The sequence below is a fragment of the Variovorax sp. OV329 genome (genome assembly GCF_900114785.1).
Classification (GTDB): Bacteria; Pseudomonadota; Gammaproteobacteria; order Burkholderiales; family Burkholderiaceae_C; genus Variovorax.
On the sequence record NZ_FOUG01000020.1, the window covers coordinates 1 to 15,924 of the forward strand.

General features: G+C 69.2%; 19 protein-coding genes. 6 read left to right on the forward strand and 13 right to left on the reverse strand.

Features of this window, described 5'->3' with window-relative positions:
* Positions 1 to 221: 221 nt before the first annotated feature.
* Positions 222 to 1,565 carry a cytosine deaminase gene (locus tag BM345_RS24865; RefSeq protein WP_093385133.1) on the reverse strand — a complete coding sequence of 448 codons (1,344 nt, stop codon included), beginning with the start codon at positions 1,563 to 1,565 and terminating at the stop codon, positions 222 to 224.
* Positions 1,566 to 1,749: 184 nt separating this feature from the next.
* Here BM345_RS24865 and fusA point away from each other — a divergent pair, with 184 nt between their 5' ends.
* Complete coding sequence (gene fusA, locus BM345_RS24870; protein ID WP_093385136.1) at positions 1,750 to 3,810, forward strand: elongation factor G; 2,061 nt, start codon at positions 1,750 to 1,752, stop codon at positions 3,808 to 3,810.
* Between the two features lie 30 nt (positions 3,811 to 3,840).
* Here fusA and BM345_RS24875 read toward each other — a convergent pair whose 3' ends face one another.
* The 5 genes from BM345_RS24875 to BM345_RS24895 all read right to left on the reverse strand — a co-directional run bounded on the left by BM345_RS24875 (position 3,841) and on the right by BM345_RS24895 (position 8,112).
* Complete coding sequence (locus tag BM345_RS24875) at positions 3,841 to 4,332, reverse strand: TfoX/Sxy family protein (protein WP_254789990.1); 492 nt, start codon at positions 4,330 to 4,332, stop codon at positions 3,841 to 3,843.
* Positions 4,329 to 5,126 (reverse strand): class I SAM-dependent methyltransferase, encoded by a 798-nt coding sequence (locus tag BM345_RS24880; RefSeq protein WP_093385138.1) that lies wholly within the window; start codon positions 5,124 to 5,126, stop codon positions 4,329 to 4,331. The genes BM345_RS24875 and BM345_RS24880 overlap by 4 nt, the downstream gene beginning before the upstream one ends.
* Positions 5,127 to 5,190: 64 nt before the next feature.
* Positions 5,191 to 6,231 (reverse strand): MBL fold metallo-hydrolase, encoded by a 1,041-nt coding sequence (locus tag BM345_RS24885; RefSeq protein WP_093385392.1) that lies wholly within the window; start codon positions 6,229 to 6,231, stop codon positions 5,191 to 5,193.
* 22 nt (positions 6,232 to 6,253) lie between these two features.
* Entirely contained in the window at positions 6,254 to 6,913 is a 660-nt protein-coding gene (locus BM345_RS24890; protein ID WP_093385141.1) for a peroxiredoxin, read from the reverse strand.
* A gap of 197 nt (positions 6,914 to 7,110) precedes the next feature.
* Positions 7,111 to 8,112: an alpha/beta hydrolase family protein gene (locus BM345_RS24895; RefSeq protein ID WP_175545139.1), complete on the reverse strand. Its 1,002-nt coding sequence runs from the start codon at positions 8,110 to 8,112 to the stop codon at positions 7,111 to 7,113.
* Positions 8,113 to 8,328: 216 nt separating this feature from the next.
* Here BM345_RS24895 and BM345_RS30275 point away from each other — a divergent pair, with 216 nt between their 5' ends.
* Positions 8,329 to 8,835 (forward strand): hypothetical protein, encoded by a 507-nt coding sequence (locus BM345_RS30275; protein WP_175545140.1) that lies wholly within the window; start codon positions 8,329 to 8,331, stop codon positions 8,833 to 8,835.
* Between the two features lie 25 nt (positions 8,836 to 8,860).
* On the opposite strand, the gene BM345_RS24900 is transcribed toward BM345_RS30275, so the two are convergent.
* Both BM345_RS24900 and ompR read right to left on the reverse strand, forming a co-directional pair.
* Positions 8,861 to 10,186, reverse strand: a complete 1,326-nt coding sequence (locus tag BM345_RS24900) for an ATP-binding protein (RefSeq protein WP_093385146.1) — start codon at positions 10,184 to 10,186, stop codon at positions 8,861 to 8,863.
* Positions 10,183 to 10,902, reverse strand: coding sequence for an osmolarity response regulator transcription factor OmpR (gene ompR / locus BM345_RS24905; RefSeq protein ID WP_093385148.1), 720 nt, complete (start codon positions 10,900 to 10,902; stop codon positions 10,183 to 10,185). Before ompR ends, BM345_RS24900 begins: the two co-directional genes overlap by 4 nt.
* Before the next feature lie 191 nt (positions 10,903 to 11,093).
* Here ompR and BM345_RS24910 point away from each other — a divergent pair, with 191 nt between their 5' ends.
* The 4 genes from BM345_RS24910 to BM345_RS24925 all read left to right on the forward strand — a co-directional run bounded on the left by BM345_RS24910 (position 11,094) and on the right by BM345_RS24925 (position 13,342).
* A complete protein-coding gene (locus BM345_RS24910; RefSeq protein WP_093385153.1) occupies positions 11,094 to 11,423 on the forward strand; it encodes an EF-hand domain-containing protein in 330 nt (109 codons plus the stop codon).
* A 50-nt stretch (positions 11,424 to 11,473) separates the two neighbouring features.
* Complete coding sequence (locus BM345_RS24915; protein ID WP_093385156.1) at positions 11,474 to 12,406, forward strand: sterol desaturase family protein; 933 nt, start codon at positions 11,474 to 11,476, stop codon at positions 12,404 to 12,406.
* Positions 12,407 to 12,531: 125 nt separating this feature from the next.
* Positions 12,532 to 12,945, forward strand: coding sequence for a PaaI family thioesterase (locus tag BM345_RS30280; protein WP_175545141.1), 414 nt, complete (start codon positions 12,532 to 12,534; stop codon positions 12,943 to 12,945).
* Positions 12,946 to 12,964: 19 nt separating this feature from the next.
* Positions 12,965 to 13,342 (forward strand): YbaN family protein, encoded by a 378-nt coding sequence (locus tag BM345_RS24925; protein ID WP_093385161.1) that lies wholly within the window; start codon positions 12,965 to 12,967, stop codon positions 13,340 to 13,342.
* A 6-nt stretch (positions 13,343 to 13,348) separates the two neighbouring features.
* Here the strand turns inward: BM345_RS24925 and BM345_RS30285 are convergent, their stop codons facing one another.
* The 5 genes from BM345_RS30285 to BM345_RS24950 form a co-directional block, all read right to left on the reverse strand.
* Positions 13,349 to 13,690: a transcriptional repressor gene (locus BM345_RS30285; protein ID WP_093385164.1), complete on the reverse strand. Its 342-nt coding sequence runs from the start codon at positions 13,688 to 13,690 to the stop codon at positions 13,349 to 13,351.
* A gap of 187 nt (positions 13,691 to 13,877) precedes the next feature.
* Positions 13,878 to 14,210, reverse strand: a complete 333-nt coding sequence (locus BM345_RS24935) for a hypothetical protein (RefSeq protein ID WP_093385166.1) — start codon at positions 14,208 to 14,210, stop codon at positions 13,878 to 13,880.
* A gap of 86 nt (positions 14,211 to 14,296) precedes the next feature.
* Entirely contained in the window at positions 14,297 to 14,860 is a 564-nt protein-coding gene (locus tag BM345_RS24940) for a cytochrome b/b6 domain-containing protein (RefSeq protein ID WP_093385168.1), read from the reverse strand.
* Positions 14,857 to 15,162: a PepSY domain-containing protein gene (locus tag BM345_RS24945; RefSeq protein WP_093385171.1), complete on the reverse strand. Its 306-nt coding sequence runs from the start codon at positions 15,160 to 15,162 to the stop codon at positions 14,857 to 14,859. The genes BM345_RS24940 and BM345_RS24945 overlap by 4 nt, the downstream gene beginning before the upstream one ends.
* A gap of 44 nt (positions 15,163 to 15,206) precedes the next feature.
* Entirely contained in the window at positions 15,207 to 15,893 is a 687-nt protein-coding gene (locus tag BM345_RS24950) for a Fe2+-dependent dioxygenase (protein ID WP_093385173.1), read from the reverse strand.
* Positions 15,894 to 15,924 lie beyond the last annotated feature (31 nt).

The following is a 15,924-nucleotide window of genomic DNA, read 5'->3' on the forward strand; positions in this document are numbered from 1 at the left end:
TGGGCTTGCCATCGGGGAAATTCTGGGCGTGGGCCGTGCCGAGGGTGGCAGCGGCGGCGACGGCGATGGCCGCCAGGGCGAGGATCTTCTTCATGCGGTCTCCGGGGAGTGTTCAACCAACCGTAACAAATCGAGACGCGAGTTTATCGGCTGGCCAAAGCCCTACGAATAGCAATTGCCCCTAGCACGTCGTCCTACAGCGCCCTTTGCGCGGCATCTGCTCAGAAAGTCACGCCCAGCAGATCGTCCAGCTCACGGTAGTCCGGCAGGCGCGTGTCGATGGCCTTGCCCTCGCGAACGACCGTGCGGTCGAACTGGTGGCGGGACAGCATCTCCGAATAGCTGCGCGCCTTGAGAACGATGAAATCGGCGCCGGCGCCCGGGCGCAGCACGCCGCGGTCGATGCCCATGATGGCCGCGGGTGTCTCGGTGGCGGCGCGGATCCAGTCCGAGTGCGGATGGTCCAGGTGCAGGATCTTCACCGCCTGGGTGTAGGTGTCCAGCATGTCGTGGTCGCCATAGGCGTAGAAGGGGTCGCGGCAGTTGTCGCCGGCCACCGCCACGCGCAGGCCGCGCGCCTTCATCTCATGCAGCACCGTCACGCCGCGCCAGCGCGGGGTGCGGCCTTCCTGGCTGCGGTCCTGCAGGTACATGTTGACGGTGGGCAGGCTCACGATGTCGATGCCGGCCTCCTTGCAGGCGCCGAGCGCCTCCTCGATGTACTCGTCGGTCTGCAGCGCCAGGGCGGTGACGTGCCCGCACAGGATGCGGCCCTTGAACCGGCTCGCGAGGGCACCGCGCGCCACGTGGATCAGCGAGCGGGCGCGCGGGTCGGTGGATTCGTCCACGTGCAGGTCCAGGTCCAGGCCGCGCTCGGTGGCCAGTTGGAAGATGCGCGACAGCGCCTCCTCGATCATCGGCGGCGTCGGCTCCGCCGGAAAGCGCTGCGACTTGGTCACGCAGCCCAGCCGGCCGCCGCTGTCGGCCACGATGTCGGCCAGCTGACGGCCCTCGTCCGTGAGGAAGACGTCCACCGGCGCGATGGAGGAAGCCTGCAGCTCGACGCGCCCGGCCCAGCGCTCGCGCATCTCGCGGAACACCGGGAAGGAGATCGCGGCCTGCGGCGCCAGCGAATCCAGGTGCGTGCGGATCGCGACCACGCCCTTGGCGTAGGCGGTCTTCAGGCCGAACTCCATGCGGCGGCGCACGTCCTCGGCATGCCAGTGGGCGCTGCGGTCGCGCGCCGTGGCCATCGAGGCGCCCGCGCCGTCCCCGGTCGGGTTGGCCTGGCGTGGCCAGATGTGGCCCTTGTCCAGGTGCGTGTGCAGGTCGACCATGCCGGGCAGCACCATCGAGGCGTCCATGTCGGGGCCCAGTTCGATGGGCAGCGTGCCGCCGGGCACGATGGCCTCGATGCGGCCGCGGTCGACGAGCAGGTCGATGGCCACCACGCCGTCCCTGCCGGGCGGCAGAGGGGTGCCGGCCTGCACCAGGCAGTCGGGCGCGCGCAGGTTGCGAAGGGCGTAGCGATCGTGTTCGGGGGGCTGGAAGAAGGCGTGGGTCATTCGTGGATCCGTGGTCTGGCTGCGGGCACGGCTCGATGCCCTTGGAGGCTTGTCGACGCAAGGAGCATGCCGCGCCGCAGCATGGGCGCGGGCCGGGCCGGGGCGTCCCGGGCTTGCGATGGCCGGGCGGCGGGAGGATAGTGGCGCCATCGAGAGCCCGCCAGACGGGCAAAAGGAGACGCCCATGCCAAGCCGATCGAGCGGCCTCGCGGCCGAAACGGAGAAGGTGCGTACCTTGGCGCTGGTCGGCCCGTCCGCGGGCGGCAAGACCACGCTGGCCGAGGCGCTGCTGCAGGCGGCGGGCGCCATCGGCGCCGCGGGCAGCGTGGAGCGCGGCAGCACCGTGAGCGACCACGACCCCATCGAGAAGCGCATGCAGCATTCGCTCAGCGCCTCGGTCATGCACATGGTGCACGACGGCACCCGCATCCATTTCATCGACACGCCCGGCAGCGCCGACTTCCTCGGCCACAGCCTCCCCGCGCTGGAAGCGGTGGAGACCGCGGCGGTGGTCATCAACGCCTCCACCGGCATCGAGCCGATGGCCGTCCGCATGATGGAGTACGCGGCGCAGCGACAGCTGGACCGGCTCATCATCGTCAACAAGATCGATGCGCAGGGCGTGCAGCTCGCGCGGCTCATGGACGAGATCAAGGCCACCTTCGGGCGCGAGTGCCTGCCGCTGAACCTGCCGGCGGAGGGCGGCGCGAAGGTGGTCGACTGCTTCTTCAACCGCGAGGGCGAGTCGGACCTGGGCGCCGTCGATGCGGCGCACCGCGCGCTGGTGGAGCAGGTGGTGGAGGTGGATGCCGCCTTCGTCGACCGCTACCTCAACGAGGGAGACGTGGATGCGTCCGAGTTGCATGCGCCGGTGGAGCAGGCGCTGCGCGAGGCGCACCTCATCCCCGTGTGCTTCGTCTCCGCGCGCACCGGCGCCGGCATCGCCGAACTGCTGGACATCATCGTCAAGCTGCTGCCCGACCCGACCGAGGCCAACCCGCCCCAGTTCCTGCGCGGCGAGGGCGAGAGCGCGCGTGAGCTGGCGGTGTCGCCCGACCCCGGCAAGCATGCGCTGGCCCATGTGTTCAAGGTGACGGTGGACCCCTACGTGGGCAAGCTGGGCGTGTTCCGCGTTCACCAGGGCACGCTGGCGCGCGATGGCCAGCTGTGCATCGGCAGCAGCCGCAAGCCCTTCAAGGTGGGCAACCTCTTCCTGCTGCAGGGCAAGGAGCACGTGCCGGTGGCGCGCGCGCTGCCGGGCGACATCGCCGCGGTGGCCAAGGTCGACGAGGTGCACTTCGATGCCGTGCTGCACGACGCGGGCGAGGACGAGCAGGTTCACCTGGCGCCGCTGAAGTTCCCGGTGCCGGTGCATGGCCTGGCCATCGAGCCCAAGCGCCACGGCGACGAGCAGCGCATGTGGGAGATCCTGGGCAAGCTGGTCGACGAGGACCCGTGCCTGCGCCTGGAGCATGCGGCGGTGACCAACGAGACCATCGTCTACGGCCTGGGCGACCTGCATTTGCGCGTGCTGCTGGAGCGGCTGCGAGAGGTCTACAAGTTCGAAGTCAACACCCGGCCGCCGCGCATCGCCTACCGCGAGACGGTGACGGCACCGGCCGAGGGCCACCACCGGCACAAGAAGCAGACCGGCGGCGCCGGCCAGTTCGGCGAGGTGTTCCTGCGCATCGAGCCGCTGGCGCGCGGCTCCGGCTTCGAGTTCGTGGACGAGGTGCGCGGCGGCGCCATCCCCAACAATTTCATTCCCGCGGTGGAGAAGGGCGTGCGCGACGTGCTGGCGCACGGCGCCATCGCCGGCTACCCGGTGGTGGACGTGCGCGTGGTGGTGTACGACGGCAAGCACCACAGCGTGGACAGCAAGGACATCGCCTTCGCCACGGCCGGCCGCAAGGCCTTCGTCGCAGCCATCCAGGCGGCGCGGCCCATCGTACTGGAGCCGGTGGTGCGCATCGACATCGAGGCGCCCGAGCAGTCCATCGGCGACATCACCGGCGACCTGTCGAGCCGGCGCGGCATGGTCAGCGGCACCGCCGGCGGCGTCGCGGGCACGGGCGTGATCCGCGGGCAGGCGCCGCTGTCGGAGCTGTCGGGCTACCAGTCCAGGCTCAACGCGATGACCAGCGGGCAGGGCCGCTACACCATGGAGCTGTCGCATTACGAGGCGGTGCCGCCGACGGTGCAGCAGACCCTGGTGGGGCAGCACAAGCAGCGCGACGACGACTGAGCATGCCGGTGTGGCCGCCGGCAGGGCCGCTCAGCGCGCCTTCGTCGGCGCCTTCCTGGTCGAAGCCTTCTTCGTCGGGGCCTTCTTCGTGGCTGCCTTCTTCGCCACGGCCTTCTTCGCAGCCGACTCCCTTGCCGTGGTCTTCCTGGCGGCCTTCTTCTGCGGCGCGGGCGTCCGCAGCACCGCCTCCCACGCCAGCCGTGCCCAGCGGGCGGCTTCCCCGCGGTCCTCGTAGATCTCGGGCGGGGCCTCGAGGTAGGAGGTGGGCATCATCCTGCCCTGGCGCATGTACTCGAAGGGCGCGAGCCGCTTCGCGTCGAACTCCGCGCGGTTGTCCTCATCGGTCTTGAGGTAGAGCCGCCCCTGCGTGACCAGTGCGAACATCCGGCCATCGTGGTAGATGCCCCAGCCGCCGAACATGCGTCTGGCAATCACGTGGCCGAAGCGCTCGAACACTTCCGGCAGTTCCTCCACCAGGCCGCGGCTGGGGTCGGGGCGCAGGTTGCCCGCCCGGCCGCTCACCGCTTGGTCGCCCGGGTCATGAGGTAGTGCTGGCGCACCAGGTTGTCCTCGAAGTAGCGGGCGAGGAAGCCGTCGAGCTCGGCCCGGAAGGCCGCCAGCTTCTGCGGCTCGGACTGCAGCGCGGCCACCAGCTTCACCACCGGGCCCAGCGTTTCCTCGATGCCCTTGCGGTAGTGCTGCGGGCTGAGTGTCGGGTAGACCATGACGTCGCGCTCGAACTGGATGTCGGTCACCGCATCGCCCAGGCGCTGTCGCACCACGTTCGGGTCGCCCCACTGCGGCGGCGGCGCGGCGCCGGGTGGTGGCGGCACGTGCTTGCCGACCAGCGCGAACATCTGGCCCACGAAGTGTTCCGGCGGCCAGGTCGAGAAGGCGATGGTGCCGCCCGGCTTGAGCACGCGCAGCATCTGCGCGACGGCCACCTCGGGCCTCGGCGCGAACATGTGGCCGAACTGGCTGGTCACCACGTCGAAGGCGGCGTCCTCGTAGGGCAGGGCCTCGATGTCGCCTTCGCGGAAATCGATGTCCACCTGCGCCAGCTCGGCGTGCTTCCTGCCGTGCGCGATGAGCACCGGCGAGAGGTCCAGCGCGCTCACCGTCGCGCCCGCGCGCGCGGCCGTGATCGCCGCGACGCCGGTGCCGCAGCCCACGTCGAGCACGCGCTGGCCCGGCCGCACGCGCGCGTGCCGGATCAGCCGCGCAGCCGGCATGGTGGTGACCGCCTCCAGCGGTGCGAACAGGGCCCAGCCTTCGCGCTGGGCGGACTTGAGCTGGACAAAGGGATCGTCGGACATGGCCTGCCCTCCTTGCGCTGCACGGACGTGTAGACGGCGATTCAAGGCCGCGCCGGGCCGGCTGTCAAGGCTCGCTGCCTTCCTTGAGCGGGAAACCGGCCTCGCGCCAGGCCTTCATGCCGCCGTCCAGCGCCACCGCATGCGCAAAGCCCAGCTCGCGCAGCGTGGCGGCCGCCAGCGTGGAGATGTAGCCCAGCTCGCAGCAGGCCAGGATGCGGCGCGTGGGGTCGGGCAGGTCGGAATTCACGCGCAGCTCCAGCTGGCCGCGCGGCAGCAGGCGCGCGCCCGGCACGTGGCCTTTCTCGTAGGCGTCGCGCTCGCGCACGTCGAGCACGATCAGGTCGTCCTCCTGCGCTTCCACCCGCGACTTCAGCTCGGCCAGCGACATGAAAGGCACCGTGGCGGTGGCCCGCGCCAGCAGCGAGGCCACCGTCCTGCCGCCGCTCATGTTGGTTCGAAGCGCCTCGGTGATGTGCGTGGGCATCGTGAGGTTGAGGTGGTTCATCATCTCGACGAACTCGGCGCGCTCGCGCTTCTGCAGCCGCGGGTTGCTGGCCAGTTCCTCGCCGATGGTGGAGTGGCTGCGGCCCTTGTAGTCGTGCGCGGGGTAAACCTTGAGGGCCGGGTCCAGCTTGAGCAGCTTGTTGAACAGGCTGTCGTGGAGCTGTTCCGGATCGCCGCTGGGCAGGTCGGTGCGGCCGGTGCCGCCGATGAGCAGGGTGTCGCCGGTGAACACCCGGTCTTCCACCTGCAGGCACATCGAGTCGCCCGTGTGGCCCGGCGTGTGCAGCGCCGCCAGGCGCAGCTTGCCCAGCACCAGCATCTCGCCGTCGGCCAGGCGCATGTCCACGAAGGGCGCGGGGCTCCTGCGGTGCATGATCACCGGCACCTGGAGCTGGCGTGCCAGCTCCTTGGTGGCGGAGAAATGATCGGCATGCGTGTGCGTGTCGATCAGGTAGCGGATGCGCACGCCGTTCTTGCCGGCGAGCGCGAGGTAGTGGTCGATCTGGCTCAGCGCCGGGTCGATGAGCGCGGCCACGCAGGTCTCTGCGCAGCCCACGAGGTAGGACTGGCAGCCGCCGGTCGCGATCTGTTCGAAGACCATGGTGGCCACCCTGCCGTTCACGTCAGCCCGGCTGCTTCACCACGCGCAGGTAGGGCTTGGGCGCCTTCCAGCCTTCTGGGAAGAGCTTCTTCGCATCCTCGTCCGACACCGAGCCGGCGATGATCACGTCGTCGCCCTGCTTCCAGTTCGCCGGCGTGGCCACCTTGTGCTTGGCGGTGAGCTGCATGGAGTCGAGCACGCGAAGGATCTCGTCGAAGTTGCGGCCGGTGGTCATCGGGTAGGTCAGCATCAGCTTGATCTTCTTGTCCGGGCCGACGACGAAGACCGAACGCACCGTGGCATTGGTGGCGGCGGTGCGGCCGTCGGAAGAGCCGGGTTCCTCGGCGGGCAGCATGTTGTAGAGCTTGGCCACGGCCAGGTCGGTGTCCCCGATCATCGGGTACTTCGGCAGGTGGCCCTGCGTTTCCTCGATGTCCTTGGCCCACTTCTCGTGCGCGTCCACCGGGTCGACCGACAGGCCGATCAGCTTCGCGTTGCGCTTGGTGAACTCGTGCTCGATACCTGCCATGTAACCCAGCTCGGTGGTGCACACCGGCGTGAAGTCCTTGGGGTGCGAGAACAGGACCGCCCACTTGTCGCCGATCCAGTCGTGGAACTTGATCGGGCCCTGGGTGGTGTTGGCCGTGAAATCGGGTGCGGTGTCGTTGATGCGCAGAGACATGGCGCTGGCTCCTGAATTGCCGTTATTTGCTTAGAACCTGCAGTGATGTTTCCCTTGGGATTTTCATGCTGCAGGGCCAATGCGAAGTACACCATTTTCCTGATGCATGTGACAAGTGCAGGGCTTGCGCTTGCATATGCGAGGCCGGCCGCGAGCGCTGTGCCGCAGCGCGATCGCGAGGGGGACCCGAGCGCGACTCAGTCGTCCCTGCCCTTGCCGCGTCCGGTGAGGAAGTCGAGCGTCGCCTGCCAGGTGGTGGGCGAATTCAGGATGCCCAGGTGCGAGGACTGCAGGATGGGGTCGTAGGCACCCTGGCCGGTGAGCACGATCTCGCGCGCGCCGCGCAGGCTCGCGCTCCTCGAGAAATCGGTCGGCTTGCCGAAGGAGTCCACCGCGGGCACGGGCGCCACCACGCCGTCCTGCACCGGGAAGTAGACGAAGCTTGCATCGCCGTTACGGATCACCAGCGTGCGCGGCACCTCGTCCTCGTCGCGGCCCTTGCGGCCGTTGAGCAGGCGCAGGAAGGGCGTGTCGGGCGAACCCAGCTCCAGGCACACCTCGCTGGTGGGCGTGAAGCCGCCGGCGGCCGGTGCCTGCCAGTAATTGGCTGCGCCCGGCGAGCAGTTGATGATGCCGTGGTTGGGTCCGTCGATGGCGACGAAGCGGCGCACCACATCCGATGCCTCGTCCTGCCGCATCCACTCGCGCGCCAGGGTCACGCCCAGGCTGTGGCCGACGATGTCCACGCGCTTGGCGCCGGTGAAATTTAGCACGGAGCGGATGAAGCGCCGCAGGTCAGGCACGTTGGCCGCGTTGGTGTGGGCGATGCTCGAACGCCGCGTCTGGTCCGCGCCCAGGTCGCACTGGTCGCCCTGGTAGCCCACGCCCCACAGCTCGCTGGGGCTGTAGCCGTTGTCGGCGAGGAACTGCGCGAGGGCCTGCACGCGGCCATACGGGTTGCAGGCGGTGGGGAAGGGCGTGTCGTTGTTGCCGTGGATGAAGATGACCGGCGTGCGGGTCACCGGGCCGGCCGCGCCGAAGCCGATCAGCGGCCGCGCGAGCGAGGTGTCCTCGATCGATGGAAAGCCGGGCGGCAGCGTGTTGCCCACCTGGCCGGCGGCCTGCGCGCCGGTGCTGAGGGCAGAGGCGGCCACCAGGGCAGCGAGAGCGGCGGCGTTGCGGATCCGGGGCGAGATCATCGGCGACTCCTTCTTTCGGGCGCCGCGATGATGCCGATACATGCCGAGGCTGACAAGGAGGAGACGGGGGTTGCGCAGCCTTGCCTGGCCGGTCGCCACGCCCGCGACGCGTCGGCTTCTGCACGAAAAGGTGCAGAGATCACGGCACCGATGTGTCTTTTCACACCCGGAGCCACCCCTTGCGCCGCTAGCATTTCCTGCATGGATCACAGGCCCATGTTCGACGCGGAAGTGCTTCGGCTCTTCGAGTGGCTCAAGCACTTCGAAGCCGGGGTTCCCCTGCTGGATGGCGGGGGGCAACGCTATGCCTGCGGCCTGATGGAGACGCGCGTTCGCTACTCGTGGTTCAAGGCATCGACCGCCGGCCTGCCCTCGCTGTGCCTGTCCGAGCTGGATCTCGCGCAGCCGCAGCGCGGCTTCGAATTCCTGGCGCAGGTGGCGAGGCACTTCGCCGGCGTCTCCCATGATCTCCAGGCCCAGGTGCTCTACGTGGAGCAGCCCAAGGGCGCGGTGCTGTGCAACTGGCTCGCCGACAACGGCTTCAGCCTGTGCGCGGCGCCCGGAGAAGAGCGCCAGTCCTGGTACCTGCGGTGGCCCCGGGCACCGGAGCGGCGCCACTGGTCGGTGGACGTTGCGGGCTCCGCAATGCCCTCGGTTCGCGACGTGCTGATGGGCCAGCATCACCGCAGCCGTCGCGCATCGCCCGCAGGCACGACGCGCTGAATCGCGCGCCCCGGGCGGGCTGCTTCTAAGCCAGCGGCAGGCTCACCCGCACGCGCAGCCCTCCGCCCTCGTGCGGCAACAGATCCAGCCGGCCGCCATGGCCGCGCGCGATGCGGTCGACGATCGCCAGGCCCAGCCCAGATCCCGAAACCCCCGAGCGCGATTCGCCGCCCGCGCGCCTGAAGGGCTGCTTGAGAACTTCCACCTGGTCGGGCGCCACGCCCTGGCCGCGGTCGGTCACCTCGATCCACACCATGGCCTGCTCCCTGTCCTGGCCGGTGCGCAGGCCCACCGGAGGTTTGCCGTGGCGGAAGGCGTTCTCCACCAGGTTGTCCAGCACGCGGCGCAGCGCTTGGGCGCGCACCTTCACCGGCGGCAAGGAGGGCGCCGTCTCCAGCGCCAGCGTGCGGCCGTGGTCGATGTTGGCCGCCTGCACCTGCGCCGCCAGCGCGTTCAGGTCCATCGGCACGCGCGGCTCGTCGGTCTCGCCGCGGGCGAAGTCGACGAATTGCTGCACGATCGCATCCAGCTCCTCGATGCTGCGGGCCATGCTGGCCGTGAGTTCCGGCTCGCTGCTGCCGCCCAGGATCTCCACGCCCAGGCGCAGCTTGGTCAGCGGCGTGCGCAGGTCGTGCGAGATGCCGGCCAGCAGCAGCGCGCGCTCGCGCTCGGTCCGGTCCAGGCTGGCCACCAGCTGGTTGAAGCTGTGGCTGACGGTGGCGATCTCGGTGGGTCCGTCCTCTGGCAGCGGCGCCGGCGGCTGGCCGGCGGCCAGCGTGCGGGCCGCGCCCACCACCCGGACCAGCGGTCGGTTCAATCGCCACTGGAACCACAGCGCGCCGGCAATGGCCAGCAGCACCACGCACAGGGTCATCATCAGCCAGGTGCCGGCGAAGTCGCGCTCGGGCAGCACGCCCGGCAGCAGCACCGTCTGCTCGCCGCCGGCCAGCTTTTTCATGCGCAGCGCCAGGCTGCCGCCGTCCTCGTGGCGCCAGCTGACTTCCACGTCCTGGCCTGCGAGGCGCTGCGACACCGCGTCGACGAAGCCGCGCTGGAAGGCGGTGAGCTCGGTTTGCATCAGCACCGGCGCCGCCGCGGGCGCCTGGCCGGCGCGCTGGCGAGCCTGTTCGTTGAAGGCCTGCACGTAGGCCTGCTGCTGTGCCGGCGGCAGGGCCTCGAGCCCGTGGTGGATGGAGGCGATGCTGCGCGCCACGCTCTCGGCCAGCTGCGCCAGGCGCGGGCGCACCACCAGGTGCTCCAGCAGCAGCGCACTGCCCAGCTGGCTGAGCACGATGAGCAGCACGATCAGGAGCGCGTTGCGCCCGAACAGGCTGCGCGGGAGCCAGCTCATTCCGGTTCGGGCACGAAGACGTAGCCCACGCCCCACACGGTGCGGATGTGCCGGGGCTGCGAGGGGTCGGCCTCGATCAACTTGCGCAGGCGCATCACCTGCACGTCGATGCTGCGGTCGGTGGCCTCGTGGTCGCGCCCGTGCGCCAGCTCGATCAGGCGGTCGCGGCCCAGCGGGCGGTTGGGGTGCTGGGCAAAGGCGGTCAGCAGGCTGAATTCGCCGGTCGTCACCGACAGTTCGGCGCCGGCCTTGCTCAGCGTGCGCCGGCCCAGGTCGAGCACGAAGTCGGCGAAGCGGATCTCGCCGTCGCCCGGCAGCGGGCCGGTGTGGGCGCCCAGCATGCGCTGGCGCCGCACCAAGGCCTGGATGCGCGCGAGCAGCTCGCGCGGGTTGAAGGGCTTGGGCAGGTAGTCGTCGGCGCCCATCTCCAGGCCGATGATGCGGTCCAGCGGGTCGCCGCGGGCGGTGAGCATCAGGATGGGGATGGTCTCGCCCTGCGCGCGCAGGCGCCGGCAGGCGGCCAGGCCGTCCTCGCCCGGCATCATCACGTCCAGCACCAGCACGTCGAAGCGCTCGCGCGAGAGCAGCTTGTCCAGCGGCGCCGCACTCTCGACCGTGCGCACGGCGTAGCCCTGGTCGCCCAGGTAGCGCTGCAGCAGCGCCCGGATGTCGGCTTCGTCATCCGCAATCAGGATCCTGGCCAGCGGCTCGGTCATGGCGGGCAATGGTAGCGGCGCCCCGGCGCCAGCGGGGATTCCGGAACCTATGACAAACGATGACAGGCGCCCTGGGGCGCTGTCATGGATCGTCATGAACGGCCGGTTTCCCGCAACGGTTGGCTCACACCTGGGGAAGACAGTAGAGGCACTTCTTCAACAGACCTGTCCCAACCCCCAAGGAGCCTTCCATGACCCGCCTGAACACCACCGTCCGCAACGCCGTCCGCGCCACCCTCGCCGCCGTCCTGGTGGCCGGCGCCGCCCTCTCGGCCAACGCCCAGCCCATGGGTGGCAACCACATCGAGGAAGCGCTGACCGTGATGCACCAGCGCTTCGACAGCGCCGATTCCAACCACGACGGCCGCATCTCCCGCGAGGACGCCCGTGACCGCATGCCCTTCGTCTACCGCAACTTCGACGCCATCGACACCGCCCGCAAGGGCTACGTGACCATGGCCCAGATCGAGGCCTATGCCGCCCGCCAGGGCATGGCCCGCCGCGGTGGCGGCATGCGTTGAGCCCCTGACCGCCCGAACGACCACCACGAAATCCAGAAAAGGAGATCACCATGTTCGCTGATGCCATGCAAAGCGCCTTCGGCCAGGACTACCTGGAATGGCTGGGCTTGCTCGCGCTGATCGTCTTCAGCGCCGCCACCGCCGAGGGCCTGATCAAGACCTGCCTGCGCCGCGACAGCTACGACTGGCGCGCCTACTTCGCCTCGATGGCCGACATGGTGGGCCGCAAGCTGGTCGGCCTGCTGGGCCTGTCGCTGGCCACCCCGGTGTTCGCGCTGGCCTATGCGCATCGGCTCACCACCATCGAGCTGTCCGCGCCGCTTGCCTTCCTGGTGCTCTTCGTGGGCCTGGAGTTCTGCTACTACTGGTACCACCGGGTGTCGCACAAGTCGCGCTGGTTCTGGGCCACACACGCGGTGCACCACTCGCCCAACGAGCTGACCCTGGCCACCGCGCTGCGCCTGGGCTGGACCGGCAAGCTGACGGGTGCCACGCTGTTCTACACGCCGCTGGTGTGGCTCGGTTTTTCGCCCACCGCCGTGCTGGCCGCGCTGAGCGCCAACCTGCTCTACCAGTTCTGGCTGCATGCGCCCTACATCCCCAGGCTCGGGCCGCTCGAATGGATCCTGAACACGCCCACCCACCACAAGGTGCACCATGCGTCGAACGAGGAGTACCTGGACTGCAACTACGGCGGCGTGCTGATCATCTTCGACCGCATGTTCGGCACCTTCGTGGACCTGCGTGACGACATCGAGATCCGCTATGGCCTGACCACGCCGCTGGTGACGAACAACCCGGTGCTGATCTCGGTGCACGAATGGATCAACCTGGGCCGCGACGTGAAGGCCGCCGGCAGCTTGAAGGAGCGCCTGGAGATCGTCTTCGGCCCGCCCGGGGGCAAGCCCAAGCCGGTGGCGGTGGCCGCGGCGGGCCGACCGGTGGCTGCAGTTGCTGCAGAGATCGGAGGGCCGGCGCACTGAGGTCGCTTCGACGAACCTCGAACCAGGCCCCGGGCATTGCACGACGCGTGCATGCCCGGGGCCTTCGGCGTTGTCGCTCGGCATGCCACGGCGACAATGGGCACAGCTTCACCGTGGATGCACCAATGAACGACGACTTCGAGGAACGGATCCGCTCGGGCCAGGCGCTGAGCGAATCGATGGGCAACTTCCATGTCACCGGCTGGGACCCCGAGCGCAAGACGGTGGACGCCGCTTTCACCATCCGGCGCGAGTACTGCCACACCAACGGCACCATTGCCCAGGGCGGCTTCATCACGGCCTGGCTGGACGCGGCCATGGCCCATGCCGTGATGCACGACACCGGCCACAAGCAGACCGTCTTCAGCCTGGAGATCAAGGTCAGCTTCTACGAGAAGGTGGGCCCCGGCGAAGGCCGGGCGGTGGCCAGGGTCGTGCGGCGCGGCAAGCGCGTCGCCTTCATGCAGGCCACGCTCTACAACCCTGAGGGCAAGCTGGCGGCCGAGGCTTCGTCCACCGGCGTGCTGGCCGAGCTTTAGCAAAAGAGGGCGCCTGTCGATGCGGCTGGATGAAGGCGTTGCAAGACTGCTCTGGCGCGCGCTGGCGCTGGTCTTTCTCGCGCTGGGCGTGATCGGCGCATTTCTTCCGGTGCTGCCGACGGTGCCTTTCCTGATCGCCGCCGCGTGGGCAGGCGGACGTGGCTGGCCGGCGCTGGAGCGCTGGCTGCTGGACCACCCGCGCTACGGACCGTACATCAGGAACTGGCGGCAGTCGGGCGCCGTCCCGCGCCGCGCCAAGTGGGCCGCGACCGTGATGATGGCGATCAGTGCGCTGCTGCTGATGCTGGGCACGCAGGCGCCGATGGGCGTGAAGGTGGGCGTGCCGCTGGTGATGGGCGCGACCGCGGTCTGGCTGTGGCGCAGGCCCGAGCCTTGATGGCGGCTAGTCGTGGTGGCCGGCCGGCTGGGGCAGGGCGTCCATCGCCATGCCGAACACGCGCAGTGGCCGGCCGAGGCTGGTTCGCCACTGGCATTGCACCACCTGCGCTTCCTCCAGCACCTCCAGCACGCGGTACACGCCGCTGAGCTTGATCGGATTGCCGCGCCCCGCCAGGGTCTGGTGGATCTCGCTGACCGGCAGGGCCTGGCCTTTCATCTCGTGAAGCACCTGCAGCACCGCGGTGTGCGCCGCGCCGATGCGCCGGCCGCTGTCAGGGCCCAGCCGCATGCGGAGCATCTGCGCCAGCTCGTTGGCCGTCGGGTCGCTGGAGGAGGAGTCCGTCATGTGTTCGTTTCGCGGCCCGGCTCGCCGGATGGCGGAGCGGAAATCGGCAGCAGTAGGACTTGAGAATACTACTGACACGAACACCTGGGCACCGGGAAAGACACGGCATCGTTCCGCGAGCGAGGCGGCGCCCGCTCGCGATTCGTCGATTCGGTTGGCCAGCGCCCGCCAAGCAGGCAGGATCAGCCTACCGGCCGGGCGTCTCGGCCTTGGAGCTGCGGATGCCGGCGATCTGGCCGCGCACGACCTTCCAGAAGTTCTTGCCGTCGTCCAGCAGCCGCCAGGCATTGGAGCGGTGGGCCAGCACGCCCACTTCCGGGAGCGCTTCGCGCAGGTTCTTCAGGCCCAGCAGCTTGGTGTACTTGCGCACCGTCGCCGGGCTGTGGATCAGGAAGAGCACGCGCCAGCCGTAGTGCCGGCCGATGAGCAGCATGCCGATGGCGCTCTCCAGATCATTCAGCTCCCCCTGGAAGCCGTCGATGGCGCGGTCCACCACCGTCATGATCTGATCATCGGACATTGCCACGGGCGAGTTTCCTGAGCCACAAAGAAGGTGGCAATGTTAACGCTGCGCAAACGCGCAAACGCGCCAGCGGGCGACGGCGCTCAGGCCTTGCCTCCACCGGCGTCGTCCGCCTTCTTGCATCCGCTGAGCATGGCCGCCACCAGGTTCTCGCGATGCCGCCAGCTGGTGAAGGCCACGCCGGCCAGGTGCAGGGCGGCCAGTGCCACCACGGTCCATGCCGAGGCGCGGTGTGCGATCTCCACCCAGGCCATGCCCCAGAAGTGGTCGGTGGTGTAGAGGATGCCGGTGATGCACACGAAGGCCACGCACACGAGCAGCGCCACCACCATCCATCCGCCCAGCGGGTTGTGGCCCAGGTAGCGGCGCTCGCGGCCCCGCAGGAGGTCGCACGTGTAGCCCAGCACCGTGCGGGCACCCGCGACGAAGCCACTGAAGCGCGCATAACGGCTGCCGACGAAGCCCCAGGCGCCGCGCGAAGCGACGATGGCCAGCGCCGCCCAGCCGAAGGCGATGTGCAGCGACAGCCGCGCCTCGCCGGCCCACCAGCACAGGGCGATCGAGGCGACCAGCGACCAGTGCAGCGCACGCTGCAGCAGGTCCCACACCTTCACCCGGACCGTTGCGGTACCGCGCTCGAACGTCATTCCGGCTGCTTGACCTCGCCGATCTTCTCGAAGGTCTTGGGGTTGAAGAAAGCCTCGGTGCGCTTGCCGCCGGCGTCGAAGCCGTAGACCTCGTAGCAGCCATTGAAGTTCTTGACCTGGCGGACCTTCCAGCCTTCGGCGACGAGCTTCTTCTGCAGTTCCATCTGCGGCTTCATCTCTTCCTTGGGAACGGGCTCGCAGCGCACGGCGTCGTGGTCCACGTACTGCGCGGACGCCGGCGCGGCCGCGGCCAGCAAGAGGGCGGCCAGGGGTGCCAGGGGGAGGATGGATCGTTGAATCATGTGAGTGCCTCTCTTTGTCGAAGAGGAAGCGCTGCGCCGGCGGCTCAGACGTCGAGCCACATGCGCAGCAGGTTGTGGTAGGTGCTGGTGAGGCCGATCACGCCCGGATCGGTCTCGCCGAATTGGCTGCGCAGGTGGCGCAGGTGGTTGTCCATGTCGAAGAGCAGGCGGCGCTGCTCGTCGCTGCGGACCATGCTCTGGATCCAGAAGTAGCTGGCCAGGCGCGCGCCTCGCGTGACCGGCTCCACGCGGTGCACGCTGGTGCCCGGGTACAGCACCAGGTCGCCGGCGGCGAACTTGATGCGGTGCTCGCCGTAGGTGTCCTCGATCACCAGCTCGCCGCCGTCGTATTCGGAAGGCTCGCTGAGAAAGAGGGTGCACGACACGTCGGTGCGCACGCGGCCGGCGCCGTTGCGCAGGTAGCGCACGGCACTGTCCACGTGGTTCCCGAAGGCGTTGGCTGCACCGCCGTAGCGGTTGAACAGCGGTGGCGAGATCTGCTTGGGCAGCGCTGCCGAGAAGAAGGTCTGGTGACGCTCCAGCCCGCGCAGCAGCAGTTGCTGCGCGGCCCGGGTCTCGTCGCAGTCCTCGCGAAGCTGCTCGTTGTTCTTGGCCTGGGCCGACTGCGAGCCGGCGGTGAGCCGGCCGTCTTCCCACGGCGCCTTGGCCAGGATGGCGCGGGCCTGGGCCACCTCCTGCGGCGTCAGCACGCCTTGAACATGCAGCAGCATCGCGAACTCCTTCTGTCTTGCCGATTCAACG